The organism is Kitasatospora sp. NPDC050543, from assembly GCF_044457565.1.
Lineage (GTDB): Bacteria > Actinomycetota > Actinomycetes > Streptomycetales > Streptomycetaceae > Kitasatospora.
This window is the reverse complement of the sequence record NZ_JBITGZ010000004.1, coordinates 313,261-326,465: the sequence shown is the minus strand read 5'-3', so window position 1 is coordinate 326,465 and position 13,205 is coordinate 313,261. Positions and strand designations below refer to the sequence as shown.

The window sequence follows — 13,205 nt, the reverse complement described above, 5'->3', positions numbered from 1 at the left end:
ACCCGGGGACGGGGGCTCCTTCTCCTGGGTGGTCACTGTCCTGCCTGTGCGGTGATGACCCGGCTGGCCAGGATGGCTGTGACCGAGCCGTCCCCCGCGGTGGTGACGCCGGCGGCGGGTCGTCAGCCACGCAAGGTGGCGGCGGCCTTGTAGGTGCGCAGGACCGGCGCGGTCTCGATGCGGGTGATGGCGTCCAGGGCGACGCGTCGGGTCAGGTAGTGGTGCAGGGCCTCCGCGTCGCGGCACAGGGCGTGGGCGACCAGGTTGGTGGGGCCGGTGGTGGCGGCGACGACGGCGAGTTCGTCGTGGGCGGCCAGCGCGGTGGCGACCTCGTCGAGGTGGCTGGGGGCGACCTGCATCCACAGCAGCGCGGACACGGTGGCGCCGAGGAGGGCCGGTTCGAGGTCGACGTCGAAGAACAGCGCGCAGCGCGTACGCAGCTCGGTCAGGCGGCGGGTGACCGAGGAAGGCGTCGAGCCGGTCGCGGCGGCCAGGTCCGCGTAGCTGGCGCGAGCGTCCTCGCGCAGCACGGCCAGCAGGCGCAGGTCGGCATCGGTGAGCGTGTACGGGTCATCACGCTCGACTCCACCCTTGGCTCCGCCCTCGCCGCCGGCCGGGATGTCGTGGGCGCGCAGCCGGGCCTCCTGTTCGGGGGTGAGCGTGCCGACCCGGCCGCGCCATGCGGTGGGCCCGCCCAGGTAGGTGTGCAGCAGGTAGTGCGCGGAGACCGCGGTGATGCCGGCAGTGCGCGGGATGTCGCGCAGCAGGAGGGAGTGGGCGTCCGGGCCGCTCGGCGCAGCGTGGATGATCGTGACGATCTCGGTGCCGCCGGAGGTCAGCCGGACCCACGAGGTGTCAGGGCGGCGGGCCAGCGCGAGCGCGATGTCGTGGGCGGTGCGGGTGGCGGCGGTCAGGCGGACGAACCACTGGTGCGCGCGGGCGCTGCGCGGGGTCGGCAGGGCGACCACGCGCAGGCCGCCCTCCGCGTGCAGGCGGCGGTAACGGCGGACCACCGTCTGGGTCGAGGAGCCGAGGATGTCGGCGATGAGGGTGAAAGGGGCGCGCGCCTCCACATGGAGGGCGTGGATCAAGCCACGGTCCAGGTCGTCCAGTTCGAGCTCATCCCTCAAGGTAGCCGACCAGGATGGATGAAATCGTCGATCTGGCGGACATGAGTGGAACCAGACGGCAGGGCGGGGCCAGGGTGGTGGTCAGGCGGAAAGGCCGAACGACGGCCCGGCAGGCCGCAGGTCGACACACCACACCCACGGGGGACCCCATGACCGAGCACTCCACCGCGCCCGGCGGCGCCGCCACAGCGGGCGCCGCCCCCCGCACCGCGAGCCACACCACCCACGACACCTCGGCCACGCCCCACCGGCCGGCCACCGCCGCGTACCGCTGGCGGTGGACCGCCCTGATCGCGCTGCTCACCGCCGAGGCCATGAACCTCCTCGACGCCACCATCGTCCAGGTCGCCGGCCCCGTCATCCACGCCGACCTCGGCGGGCCCGCCACCGGGATCCCCTGGTACAGCGCCGCCTACACCCTCACCTTCGCCCTCGGTCTGCTCACCGCCGCCCGCCTCGGCGACATCGCCGGCCGCCGCCGCGTCTTCCGGGTCGGTGTCACCGCGTTCGCCCTCGCCTCGCTGGCCTGCGCGCTCGCGCCCACCGCCGCCGCCCTCATCGGCCTGCGCGCCGCGCAGGGCGCCGCCGCCGCCCTGATCATCCCCCAGACGTTCGGCCTGATCCGCGCCATGTTCGACGGCGACGAGCTCCCCAAGGCACTGGGCACCATCGGCCCGGTCATGGGACTGTCCGCCGTCCTCGGCCCCGTCCTGGGCGGCGCGCTCACCCACGCCGACCTGTTCGGCACCTCCTGGCGCGCGGTGTTCCTGGTCAACCTGCCACTCGCGGCCGTCGTCCTGGCCATCGCCCCGCGCCTGGGCGAGGACCGCGCCCCCGTACGCCCCCACCTCGACCCGACCGGGACCGCCCTGGCCATGGCCGGCACCGCGCTGCTGGTGTGCCCGCTCGCCGCCGGCACCGGCGCGCCGAGTGCCACCGCATGGGCCGCCGCCGCGCTCGGCGCGCTCGTCCTGATCGTGTTCACCGCCCACCAGCGCCGCGCGGCCGCCGCCGGCCGCACCCCGCTGGTCGAGCCGTCCCTACTGCGCGGCCGCACCTTCCCCGCCGCGCTGGCCACCTCCACCCTGTTCTTCGCCGTCATGAACGGCGTCATGATCACCGTGGTGCTGCACCTGGAACTGGGCCTGCACACCGGCCCGCTCGCCGCCGGACTCACCCTGCTGCCGTGGTCCGCCGGCCTTGCCGTCGCCTCCTGGGCCGCCGGCACCCACCTCGTCCCCCGCTACGGCACCCGCGTCCTGTACAGCGGCATCGCCACCCTCGCCGCCGGCCTTGCCGCCGCAGCCCTCGCCTACCGGACCGCGCCCGTCGGCCACTACCCGCTCGGCCTGCCGTTCGCCCTCGCTCTGGCCGGCCTCGGCGTGGGCCTGTTCACTCCACCGTTCTTCACCGACGCGCTGCGCCGCATCCACCCGCAGGAGACCGGCTCGGCGGCGGGGCTGCTCAACGCGGTCCAGCAACTCGGCGGCACGCTCGGCGTCGCCATCGTCGGCGGCCTCTACCTCAACGGTGACGGCTCCGGGCAGGCCGCGGGCCTCAGCGCGCAGCACGCACTGGGGGCGGCCGGCGCGCTGCTCGCCGCGACCGTACCGGCCGCCTGGGCGATGACCGCGCGCCGCCGTACCCGCCTCGGTGCGGCACAGGCCCCCGGCGACGCGAACTGACCTCCGTAACGGCCGACCAACTAGCAGTGCGTGCGCGGGTGGCGCGGCGGCGGGGCCGGTATCCGCCGCCGGCCGGGCCGGGTACGTGAGCATCGGCTGGCGGGGCATCGGACCGGGCGTGGGATCGATGGAGATGCGCGGGTCCACGTCACCGTGCGGTCACGTGAGACACCGGCGCAGGCGCAGGCACCGGCACTCCGGGGGTTCAGCCGAACCCCCGGAGTGCCGGATGCTCGCCGTTCGGCCCCGACGGCAGCCGTGCACCACCGCTGCATGGTCCACCCACCGCTGCGCCTGATCCCGTCGCGGGCCCGCCGGCCGAGCCCGAGACCACGCCGGGGAGTTCCGCCGGGGGGCTCGTTCCGGTGCGGACACGGTGGTGCGCAGGAGTGCGGAGGGCGGACAGCGCCGGTGCACGACCCTCTCGCGCGCCGCTACGTCCCAACTGGCGTCCCGACCGGGGAACACCCCTGGCCTGCGGGATCCCCGAGGGCCGTGTACGACCCGTCCGACCTGGCCACATGTCCCCTTCCCGCACCGGAACCTGTCGGTGCGTCATGTCGTCGAACGCATCGGTCCGCTCCACCGAGGAGCCGGCCGCAGCGGCCGAGCGCAACGCCTCACGAGGGGGAGCAGGATGGCGCGGGACGAGCACGCGCGGGAGCAACACGACGGCCACCCGAACGACCGGATCCACAGGCACGACAGCCATCAGCCCGGCAACGACCACCATGACCGCCACCATCACGACGACCACCGGGCGGACGCCCGGCCCGGCCCCGAACCCTGGCAGGCCCCCGGCTACACCTACCGGCGCGAACTCGGTTCCGGCGCCAGCGGGCGGGTTGTCCAGGCCCGGCACGACGCCACGGACACGCCCGTCGCGATCAAGTACCTGCTCCCCTCGGTGGCGGGCTTCGCCCTGCGTCAGGAGGCCGAGGTCCTCGCCCTGGTGGACTGCCCGCACATCACCCGGCTCTACGAGTACCTGGAATGCGGCCAGGACTCGGCCATCGTCATGGAGCTGGTAGACGGCATCCCCCTGCGCGCCCTGCTGCACGCCGAGGGGGCGACCACGCCCGAGGCGGCCCTGGTCGTCCTCAAGGGCTCACTGCTCGGCCTCGCCGCCGCGCACGCGCTCGGCGTCGTCCACCGCGACTACAAGCCGGCCAATGTGCTCATCAGCTCGGAGGGCATCTCCAAGCTCGTCGACTTCGGCATCGCCGTGCCGGCCGGCGACGACGGTGACGTCTCCGGCACCCCGGCCTACCTCGCACCCGAGATGTGGGCCGGGGCGCCGGCCTCACCGGCCGGGGACGTCTACGCCGCAGCCGTCACCTTCTTCGAATGCGTCACGGGCGAGCGTCCCTTCACCGCCCGCTCGCAGCACGAGCTCGCCGTCCAGCACACCCGGGACCGCGTCCCGGACGAACTCGCTCCGCAGCCCGTCCGGGCGCTGATCCTGGCCGGCCTCGCCAAGGACCCGGCGCACCGTCCGCCCGGCGCAGCGCAGTTCCTCGCGATGCTGGAGGAGACCGCGGTCGCCGGCTACGGCGAGCAGTGGGAGGAGCGCGGGCGCGGTGATCTGGCCGCCCTGGTGGCGCTGCTCGCGCTGCTGCTGCGGCGCGGCGCGGCCGCCCCGTCGGACCAGGGGGCGACCGCGCTGGCGCACACCGAGCTGGCCCGGGGCAGCCCGGGCGCCGACGCCTCGGTCGTCCACCCCGTCCGAAGACCGGCCGCGCGTCGGCGGTTGTCCCGGCGGACGACGGCCCGCCGACGGTTGTCCCGGCGGGCCCAGGTGGTCGTGGGGGTGACGGCGAGTCTGCTCGCGGTGGCCTCGCTGGCCTGGGTCGCGCTCGCGGGTGCCGGGGACGGACCCGGCCGGACGGTACTGGGTGACTCCGTGCCGAGCGCGACGACCACCCTCGGGCCCGTGGACGGACCCACGGGTGGCGCCGTGCCCACGTCCTCCTCCTCGCGCTCCACGTCCGTACGGCCGCCCACCTCGCCCGGCCCCTCGCGCTCGCCTTCGCCGTCTCCGTCGCTCTCGCCCTCGCCCTCGCCCTCGCCCTCGCCCTCGCCGAGCGGTTCGCAGCCCCGGACACCGAGTTCCCCCGGCCGGACGACGACTTCTCCGCCCCGGACCACCACGCCGCCCACCACCCCGCCGCGGCTCACCACATCGCCCACCTCCACGCGGTCCGTCCCACCGCCGCCGCCCCCGGTCACCAAGCCACCCACCACCGCACCGGCAACCACCACACCGCCGCCCGCGCAGGTGAAGTCGTTGAACCTCCAGGCGGTGCGCTGCTACGGCCGCACCGGCATGGAGGCCGACATCACCGTCGTCACCTCCGGCTCGCCAGGTGCCAGGCTCACCCTGACCTGGAAGCACAACGCCGGCCGCGGCACCCCCGACGAGACCGTGTACCAGGAGACCGTCACGCTCGGCACCGGTCGTACCGATCTGACCAGGCACCAGATCTTCGGCGAGTACGGCGAGCAGTACCGGTGGGGCCTCCAGATCGCCACCAGCCCGGTGGCCGGCAGCCCGGAGACCACCTACCGGGAGCTGTACGGACCCGACTGCTACGCACCGGGCTGAGCCCGCCGTCCGCCACACCTCGGGGAGACCTGATGCCCATGCCCACGCCCCTGCCCACACCCGGGCCGGAGCCCGCGCCCGGCTCCGACGACGAGACCGTCAGGATCAGCGACGACGGCGCACGGACCGTCCCGCCAGGCCACGTCCCAGCCGGCCTCGCCCCCCTCGCCCACGTCCCGCCCGGCTGGTCCGCGTCGCCCGGCAGACCGGTGCCGCCCGACGACGACGCCATGAGCGCGACCTTCCTCGACCCTGCGGCGTGGTCCTCCGACGGCCCCGCGACGACCGGGCCGGCCACTACCCGGCCGGCCGAGACCCCGCGCGCCGCGCCCGGACCCCCCCGGCGCGGGCCCGCCGACCGCCCGTGGGACGCTGCACCGCCGAGTCCGCCTTCGGACCCGGCGCCCGGCGGGGAACGGGAGGTGCGCCGCTTCGGCCCCGGGGTGCCGCCGCAGGCGGCTGCGGCCTGGCGCGGCACGCCCGCGCGGCCCGGGCCGCGCAAGCGCCTGCGCCGCACGGCCCGCTGGCTGGTGCCGGCGGCCGTGCTGCTGACCCTGCTGGCCTTCCTCACCCGCTGCCACTCCGAGCGGCCGCTCGAAGTCACCGGCGTCACCGTGTCGGCCGACCCGGCCTCCGGCCCCTCCTGCGGCGGGACGGCCGTACTCACGGCGGCCGTCACCACCAACGGCAACGCGGGCGACCTGCGCTACCGGTGGCTGCGCAGCGACGGCACCGCCTCCGGCGAACTCGTACAGCCCGTGCGGGCCGGGCAGCGCCGGGTGGACCTGGTACTGCGCTGGACCTTCGACGGTCCGGGCACCATGCAGGCCACGGCCACCACCGAGATCCGCGCCCCCCAGCCGCACACCGCCGCGGCCTCCTTCACCTACACCTGCCGGCGCTGACCGGACCCCACCCGACGCGGCCACCGTGGGCGGCCACGCGACCCGAGAGATCCCATGGTGCTATCTTCATTAGCACTATGCTGCTGAGGCTGGACATCGGAGACACCCGCCCCCTGCACGAGCAGGTGGCCGGTGCGATCCGGCGCGCGATCGCCGAGGGCGAGTGCGGACCGGGCGACAGACTGCCGCCCGCACGGGACCTGTCCCGTGCACTCGGCGTCAACACCAACACCGTCCTGCGCGGGCTTCGTACGCTGCGCGACGAGGGGGTACTGGAGTTCCGCCGAGGCCGCGGGATCACCGTCGCGACGGGCGCGGACCACCGGTCCGAACTGCTGGACCGGGCGCGCCAACTGATCTCCGACGCGGCGCGCGCCGGCTACAGCAGGGCCGATCTCATCGAGATGATCAGGGGGATATCGTGAACGACCGGGTGCATCGGATCAAGGGCGGCGCGTGGGGGGCAGCGGTCTGGTCCGCGGGTGTCCTGATACTGCTCCTGGCACTGCCGTGGGCCGCCCGCGGCCGACTGCCGCAACCGCTGGCCACGCACTGGGGGGGCGAGGTGCCGGACGGCTCGATGCCGCTCTGGGCGGCGGCACTGTTCCCCGGGCTGATCTGGGTGCTCCTGCTCCTGGCCGCCCTCGTCGTCCACCGGCGGGGCGCCACCCCGGCAAGGGCCTGGGCCGGCGCGGCGCTGGCCTTCGGCGGCACCCTCCTGACGGGCGCCCAGGCCTCGATCGTGCACGCGAACCTGGACCGGCCCAGTTGGCGCGACGCCGCCCCGGTCGACGCCGCCGTCGTGCTCGTCCTGGGGGCCGCGACAGCCGCAGGCCTGCTCGGCCACCTCGCCGGCCGCCGGGGCGGCGCCCGACCGTCACCCCGAACACCGGCCGACGGGCCCACGATCGACGTCCCCGCCGGTGAGCGGATGGTCTGGCTGTCCCGCACCGCCAACCCGTGGCTCAGCCTGCTCTCCGCGGTACTTGGCCTGGCCGCAGCAGCAGCCGCTCTCGCCTCGGCCGGCGGCCTGATCGGCGCGCCGTGGGCCCTGGCCGCCCCCTTCGCGGTCACCTCGGTGGTCGTACTCGGCTGCTCGTCGGTGCAGACGCGCGTGACTGCGGACGGTCTGGACGTCGCCTTCGGCCCGCTCGGCTGGCCGGTACGGCACTGGCCGCTCGACGACGTCGACTCCGCACGCGCCGAGGACCGCGCTCCCGCCCAGGTGGGCGGCTGGGGCTACCGACTGAGCGGCCGGGGCACGACCGTGATGCTCCGCCGCGGCGAGTGCCTGGTGGTCCGCTCCCGCAAGGGCGCCGAGTTCGCCGTCAGTGTTGACGACGCCGAGCGGGGCGCCGCCCTGCTGAACTCCCTGACTGCGCGCCGGAACACCTGACCCGCCCCGAGCGGAGCAGCAGCGCGGAACCGCGCCGCCTCCGAGGCCCGGCGGGTGTGTCCGAGGTGCTCGGTGGCACCGCACGAGTCCGGGCCCAGGGGCCGCCGCCGAGCGGCCCCGGGGCCCGACTTCCCTGCACCGGGACCGGGACAGTACGGCTCAGACAATCTCACCGAGGCAGGAGCCGTGGGCGCCGCAGGTGTAGCAGGTGTACCGCATGCAACCCGTGCACAACCCGATGTTCTCCAGCCGATACCTGTCCCCGCAGCTCTCGCAGGCCGCGCGCTCACGCAGCATGGCCCCCCAGCCGGCGCTGCCACCGATGGCGTCGTACGAGGCGGCGACGAACTCCGCCCGCGCGATCTCACGGTCCGTCCGGTGCCTGAGGTGCCAGCAGTACACCGCGTAGAACGCCTTGCCGGTCACCAGATGATCGCGGCCACGACCATCGCGAATCCACACCTCGACGAGCTGCCCGATCCGCTCCTCAATGGGCCGCGCCGAGCCGAGAACCACCTGATTGCTCTCCACCGCTGCATTATGCGGTCGAACACGCCCCCGTGGACAGCGGAGAACTCGGTGGGGCCGGGCGCCCAGTCCACGAAGGCGGCCGGCCTGCATCGCGTCCGCAGCAGCCACCCCCGGCCGCAACGCGGCGATGCGCCGGGCCAGCGCATTGACCGGGAGTATCAGGAATTCCTGACCCTCCCATCCGCAGGGCCGAGACCATCTCTCCCTGACGCATCATCAGCTATGGTCAGTATCAGAAGTATCAGCGGCGCCTTTGGAGACACAGGTCATTCTGACGCACTGTCAATGAACTCGCGCTACTCTCATCAGGGATCCTTCGTCGCACAGCACGGGAGAGCATGCCATGGCCGAATTCCAGGCTCCTGAGCGGCGCAACGGGCAGAAGGCGGCGGCCGAGAGCACCGCCGTCGCAAGCCCGACCCGGACGCCCGAGCCGGAATCCCGCACGCCGGGCCGCCCGCTGGACAGCGGCATCCGAACCGTTCTGGAGGCCGGCTTCGGACATGACTTCAGCCAGGTGCGCGTCCACACCGACCCGGCGGCCGGGAGGTCCGCCGAGCGGCAGGGAGCCGCCGCCTTCACCAGCGGAGCCGACATCACTTTCGCACCGGGGCGCTATCAACCGCACACAAGCCGCGGCCAGCATCTGATCGCCCACGAACTCGCGCACGTCGTCCAGTACCACCGGGCCGGCACGGACAAGCTCTACCGCTCCGGCCCCGACGACGCGGCCGAGGTCGAGGCCCACACGGCTTCGGCCGCCTTCGGCTGGGGTGGTATGCAGGAGGCGTACTCCCGCGTGACGACCGACGTCGAGACGACGCCCGATCGCCGCCCACGCCCGCTCCTGCCGAGCCTGACGACCTCGCCGGCGCTGGTCTCCCTGGTGCAGCTGACCTACGACGACGGCCCCGACACAGCCGGCAACACCCGGCGCATTCTGGATGCCCTCAAGGACGCCGGGGCGCGGGCGACGTTCTACGTGGTCGGCAAGAGAGTCGTCCAGGGCGAGAACTGGCGCATCGTCTTCGACATGGCCGCGGCCGGGCACTGGTTGGGCAACCATGCCTACGACTGGAACGATGCGACGGACGAGCACATCTTCCTGCAGGGCACGACCGCCGAGCGCGCCGAGAAGATCCTCCAGACGGAGTGGGCCATCCGTGATGCCCTCATCAAGGGCCGCAGCGAGGCAGAACAGAAGAAGACCTGGGAATCCATCCCGGCGAGCAACCGGGGCTATATCGATGATGTCATCGCCCACGGCACCGGCCGGTTCCGGACGCCCGGCTTCAGAAGCCACTTCTGGACGTCTGACGGCAACCGGACGACGGCGGCCCTCGCCTCCGTGAATCAGGTACTTGCAGCCACCGGCCTGCGAACGCTGGCCATCACCGAGGTCGGCCTGCTCTCCCAGGAGGGCGTCACGGTGGATCCTCGGGACTATGTGAAGGGCCGCACGTCTCAGCAGATCGAATCCGCGGTCACGGGCGGGGTGAAGGACAACAGCGACTCCGTGCTCCTGCACTCCCGGATCCAGGCCAGCGCCGACGCCACCCCGAACATCCTGAAGGATTTCAAGAAGCGGAAACTCAGCTTCGATCCCACCGTTCAGGGGACAACCGGGCAGCTGCTCCCCCAACCAGGCTTTGCCGGGCTCACCACCATCTCCGACCCGCCGACGCACGAGCAGATCATTGCTGCCCGGCGATTCCTGCAGACCGAGCGGGCCCGTATCGGGCCGTACCTGTCGGGCAGCGTCGCTCTCGGAATCTTCAAGCTGGCCCAGCGAGCAGGCCCGGGGGAGGTCAGTGCGTTCGCCGCGGAGGTGAAGGCCACCAAGGTGCAGACTCCTGCCGGGCTCATTCCCTTGGCAAACTGGATGGCCGTCAATCCCGAGTGGAGCCTGCTCCTCGGCTTCTTCGAGAACTGGGAATCCAAGAAGCCGTTCCCGCGGATCAAGGGCATCACGCTCTGACGATCACCGGTTCCCCGACTCCCCGACTCCCCGGTTCCCCGGCACCACGGCTCCACGGCTCCACGGCGCGGCGAGTCCTCACTGGCGATTGAGCGCTCTGCTGACGCCGGCCAGCAAGGCGGTGGTGAGCAGCCAGCCCGCCGCGATCAGGCCGTAGCCGAACCACTGTTGTGGCCCCGTCCAGTACCAGGCGGTGCGCTGGCCGAAGCCGCCGATCGGCAGCAGCAGGTCGAGCGTGTAGATCACCGCGCTGAACGGGGCGCCCTGCTCGGCCTGCGCGGGCACGGGGCGCCCGGCGCTGAAGACGACGGTACCCAGCGCGGTCAGGGCGAGCAGCCAGATGCCCGCCTGCCACGGGCGGTAGCCGTAGCCGACGGTCGCGTCGAGCACCCGGCCCCAGAGCCGCCCGAGCGGGTGCAGGGTCTGCCGCCGACGGCGTTGCTTGGCCAGCAGCACCCGGCGCGCCGCGTCGTCCTCACCGGACTTCCGGTACCAGGCGGCCAGTTGCTCGTACGGCTGCGGTGAGTACCCGGGCAGCTCGGCCAGCCAGTCGAGCCGCCGCGCCCGGGACGCGGGTGCGGTGCTCTGCAGCGATGCATAGGTCAGGCCGTCCATACGGGTGTCGGGCGGCCAGCTGAGTTCGCTGTCGCACAGGGCGGACAGCGTTGCGTCCCGCAGGTCGACACCGCCCGGCGGGGCGACGGCGGGCGTGAACCGCAGCTCTCCGGCCTGCAGTCGGCTCGCGCCCAGGGAGACCGGGGTGCCGGTCAGGACGGCTCCGGCCAACGTGAGCAGGCTTCGAACAGTGGCGCCGGGCAGCCGGACCGCTCCGTTGGCGGTGAATCCCTCGGACAGCGCCATGGAGGAGGCGCTGAGGTCGTCCCCGCTGAGCGCGTCGCCGCCCGGGTTGTCGATCCGGGCGCCCTCCATGAACAAGCCTCCGTTGAACTGGGCGCCGACCAGCCGCAATCCGCCCCGGGAGGTGAATCCCTTACGGGCGAAGCAGCCCCCGTCCAGCACCATCCCGCCGGCCCACACTGCCCAGGCCGGCTCGGGCTCGGCGGCCGCGTCCAGCAGCTCGGTGGCCGTCAGCCGGACGCCGCTGAGCCGCAGTTCACCGGTGACATGGGCCCGCGTGAGGGTGAGACGGCCATCGATCACGGAGTTCTCGAAGAACAGGTTGCCGTCCAGGTTCAGCAGCCACCCGTCCAGTCCGGGTATTCGGCACGAGAGCAGCGCGGTCGAACGCATCGCCGCGCCGCGCAGTCTCACCGGCTCCTCGAACCGGCACCCGGTGAGGGCCAGTTCGTGCTCCACTCTGGCCCCTGCGAGGTCCAGCCGGCCGGAGATGTGCGCCCCGGTCAGCCGCAGGGCCGCGACCGCCCCGGGCACCGGGCTCCGCCCGCCCAGCAGCAGCCCGGACAGCAGCTCGGCGCGCACCGTGCGCTCCGGGCCCCAGGCGCTGTCGTCCGCGGGGTCGGGCGGCCCGAGGTGCACCGCCCTCCCGGTCGGGAACGCGTCCCAGACCAGCCGCTCGGCCTCCGTCAGCTCGTCGTACGCCAGCACCACGCCTCCCCCGCTCCACCCCGGTCGCATGCACCCTAGCGAAACGGGGGACGAACGCGGCCGGCAGCAGGGCCACCGCAATGCCCCGGGGCCCGAGGGCCCCGTCAGGTGTAGTAGCCCTCGACGGGCACCCGGGCCTCCTCGTACAGCGCGGGCCCGGCCGACTGCACCCCCGGTCCGGTGACGGGCGGTTTGAGCGCGGCGAGTTGTTCGTTGGACAGGGCGAACACGACCCGCCCGAGGCCGGAGCGGTCGATGGCGCCCGCGCACATTCCGCAGGGCCGGCAGCTCGTGTACATCGTGGTCGCGGCCGCCATGGCGGGTTCCAGCTCGCGAGCCGCCCACCTGGCGAGCTTGAGCTCGGGGTGGGCGGTGATGTCGGAGTCGGAGAGCACGGTGTTGTGGTCCTCGGCCAGCACGATCCCGCCCGGGCCGACCAGCAGCGAGCCGAACGGCGCGTCCCCGCTCGCCCGCGACCTGGCGGCCAGTTCGATCGCGCGGCGGAGGAAGGTCTCGTCCTCTTCGGTCACGGTTGCTCCATTCTCGATGCCCGGTGGGCGGTAACGGTCGCGAGGGCCTGCCACGCGATCTCGGGACGGCGGGTCTCTTCGGGGTCTCCGGAGAACGGGTCCAGCACGACGGTCTCGGCTCCCAGCAGGCGGAGCTCGTCGAGATCGGCCAGGACCTGCTCCGCGCTGCCCTCGCCGGCGAGACGTCCTGCCGCTGTGACCGGTTCGGGCGTGAGCCGCAGGGCGATGCGCGGCACGAACGCGGGGACGGGTCGGTGCTGCTCGTCCGCAATCGCCTTCACCCGGTCGAGTCCGTCGCGCAGCCCGTCCATCGTGAGCCGCAGTGGATGCCAGGCGTCGCCGAGGCGAACCGCCCGGCGCCGTCCCGCGTCACTGTTCCCACCGACCCAGATCGGGATCCGACCACCCTTGTAGTCGGTGTCGTCCTGCCACGCGGCGCGGATGGTGTCGAGGTGTTCGTCGGTGAGTCTCCCGCGCCGGTCGAACCGGACGCCCAGCGCCTCGAACTCCTGGCGGGCCCAGCCGACTCCGACGCCGAGGACGAACCTGCCCCCGCTGAGGTCGTTGAGGTTCGCGGCCATCCGGGCGACCAGCAGGGGATGCCGGTACGGCACGATCAGCACCGTGGTGCCCAGCCGGACCTTGTCGGTCATCCCGGCGAACCAGGACAGCGTGGTGAAGGGTTCGTAGAACGGCGCCGGGTACTGCGTGGCGACGTCCGGTGTGACGGCAAGGTGGTCGGAGACCATCAACAGGTCGTAGCCGAGCCCTTCGGCCGTGCGGGCCCAGCCGCGGAGGATTCCGGGATCGGTCCCGGGGCCGAAATTCGGTATGTTCACGCCCAAACGCATGCTTCAAGGCTATCCAGCGGCTTCACCG

Annotated in this window: 11 protein-coding genes; 6 read left to right on the top strand and 5 right to left on the bottom strand. The window is 73.3% G+C overall.

The window, feature by feature from the left end:
- Positions 1-122: 122 nt before the first annotated feature.
- Positions 123-1,130: an Lrp/AsnC family transcriptional regulator gene (locus ACIBH3_RS07405; protein WP_396310936.1), complete on the bottom strand. Its 1,008-nt coding sequence runs from the start codon at positions 1,128-1,130 to the stop codon at positions 123-125.
- A gap of 149 nt (positions 1,131-1,279) precedes the next feature.
- Between ACIBH3_RS07405 and ACIBH3_RS07400 the strand changes: the two genes are divergently transcribed.
- From ACIBH3_RS07400 to ACIBH3_RS07380, 5 genes are all read left to right on the top strand, one after another.
- Complete coding sequence (locus ACIBH3_RS07400) at positions 1,280-2,815, top strand: MFS transporter (RefSeq protein ID WP_396310935.1); 1,536 nt, start codon at positions 1,280-1,282, stop codon at positions 2,813-2,815.
- A gap of 637 nt (positions 2,816-3,452) precedes the next feature.
- Positions 3,453-5,420, top strand: a complete 1,968-nt coding sequence (locus ACIBH3_RS07395) for a serine/threonine-protein kinase (RefSeq protein ID WP_396310934.1) — start codon at positions 3,453-3,455, stop codon at positions 5,418-5,420.
- A gap of 32 nt (positions 5,421-5,452) precedes the next feature.
- On the top strand, positions 5,453-6,325 hold the full coding sequence (locus tag ACIBH3_RS07390) for a hypothetical protein (protein ID WP_396310933.1): 873 nt from the start codon (positions 5,453-5,455) through the stop codon (positions 6,323-6,325).
- 77 nt (positions 6,326-6,402) lie between these two features.
- Complete coding sequence (locus ACIBH3_RS07385; RefSeq protein WP_396310932.1) at positions 6,403-6,750, top strand: GntR family transcriptional regulator; 348 nt, start codon at positions 6,403-6,405, stop codon at positions 6,748-6,750.
- The gene (locus tag ACIBH3_RS07380) at positions 6,747-7,721 is read left to right on the top strand and encodes a DUF1648 domain-containing protein (RefSeq protein WP_396310931.1); all 975 of its coding nucleotides are present in this window, start codon (positions 6,747-6,749) and stop codon (positions 7,719-7,721) included. Before ACIBH3_RS07385 ends, ACIBH3_RS07380 begins: the two co-directional genes overlap by 4 nt.
- A gap of 159 nt (positions 7,722-7,880) precedes the next feature.
- Here the strand turns inward: ACIBH3_RS07380 and ACIBH3_RS07375 are convergent, their stop codons facing one another.
- Entirely contained in the window at positions 7,881-8,252 is a 372-nt protein-coding gene (locus ACIBH3_RS07375) for a hypothetical protein (protein ID WP_396310930.1), read from the bottom strand.
- Between the two features lie 343 nt (positions 8,253-8,595).
- Here ACIBH3_RS07375 and ACIBH3_RS07370 point away from each other — a divergent pair, with 343 nt between their 5' ends.
- On the top strand, positions 8,596-10,230 hold the full coding sequence (locus ACIBH3_RS07370) for a DUF4157 domain-containing protein (RefSeq protein ID WP_396310929.1): 1,635 nt from the start codon (positions 8,596-8,598) through the stop codon (positions 10,228-10,230).
- Between the two features lie 78 nt (positions 10,231-10,308).
- Here the strand turns inward: ACIBH3_RS07370 and ACIBH3_RS07365 are convergent, their stop codons facing one another.
- The 3 genes from ACIBH3_RS07365 to ACIBH3_RS07355 all read right to left on the bottom strand — a co-directional run bounded on the left by ACIBH3_RS07365 (position 10,309) and on the right by ACIBH3_RS07355 (position 13,177).
- Complete coding sequence (locus ACIBH3_RS07365) at positions 10,309-11,826, bottom strand: oxidoreductase (protein ID WP_396310928.1); 1,518 nt, start codon at positions 11,824-11,826, stop codon at positions 10,309-10,311.
- A gap of 74 nt (positions 11,827-11,900) precedes the next feature.
- Positions 11,901-12,326, bottom strand: a complete 426-nt coding sequence (locus ACIBH3_RS07360; protein ID WP_396310927.1) for a nucleoside deaminase — start codon at positions 12,324-12,326, stop codon at positions 11,901-11,903.
- Entirely contained in the window at positions 12,323-13,177 is an 855-nt protein-coding gene (locus tag ACIBH3_RS07355) for an LLM class flavin-dependent oxidoreductase (RefSeq protein ID WP_396310926.1), read from the bottom strand. The genes ACIBH3_RS07360 and ACIBH3_RS07355 overlap by 4 nt, the downstream gene beginning before the upstream one ends.
- Positions 13,178-13,205: the final 28 nt, after the last annotated feature.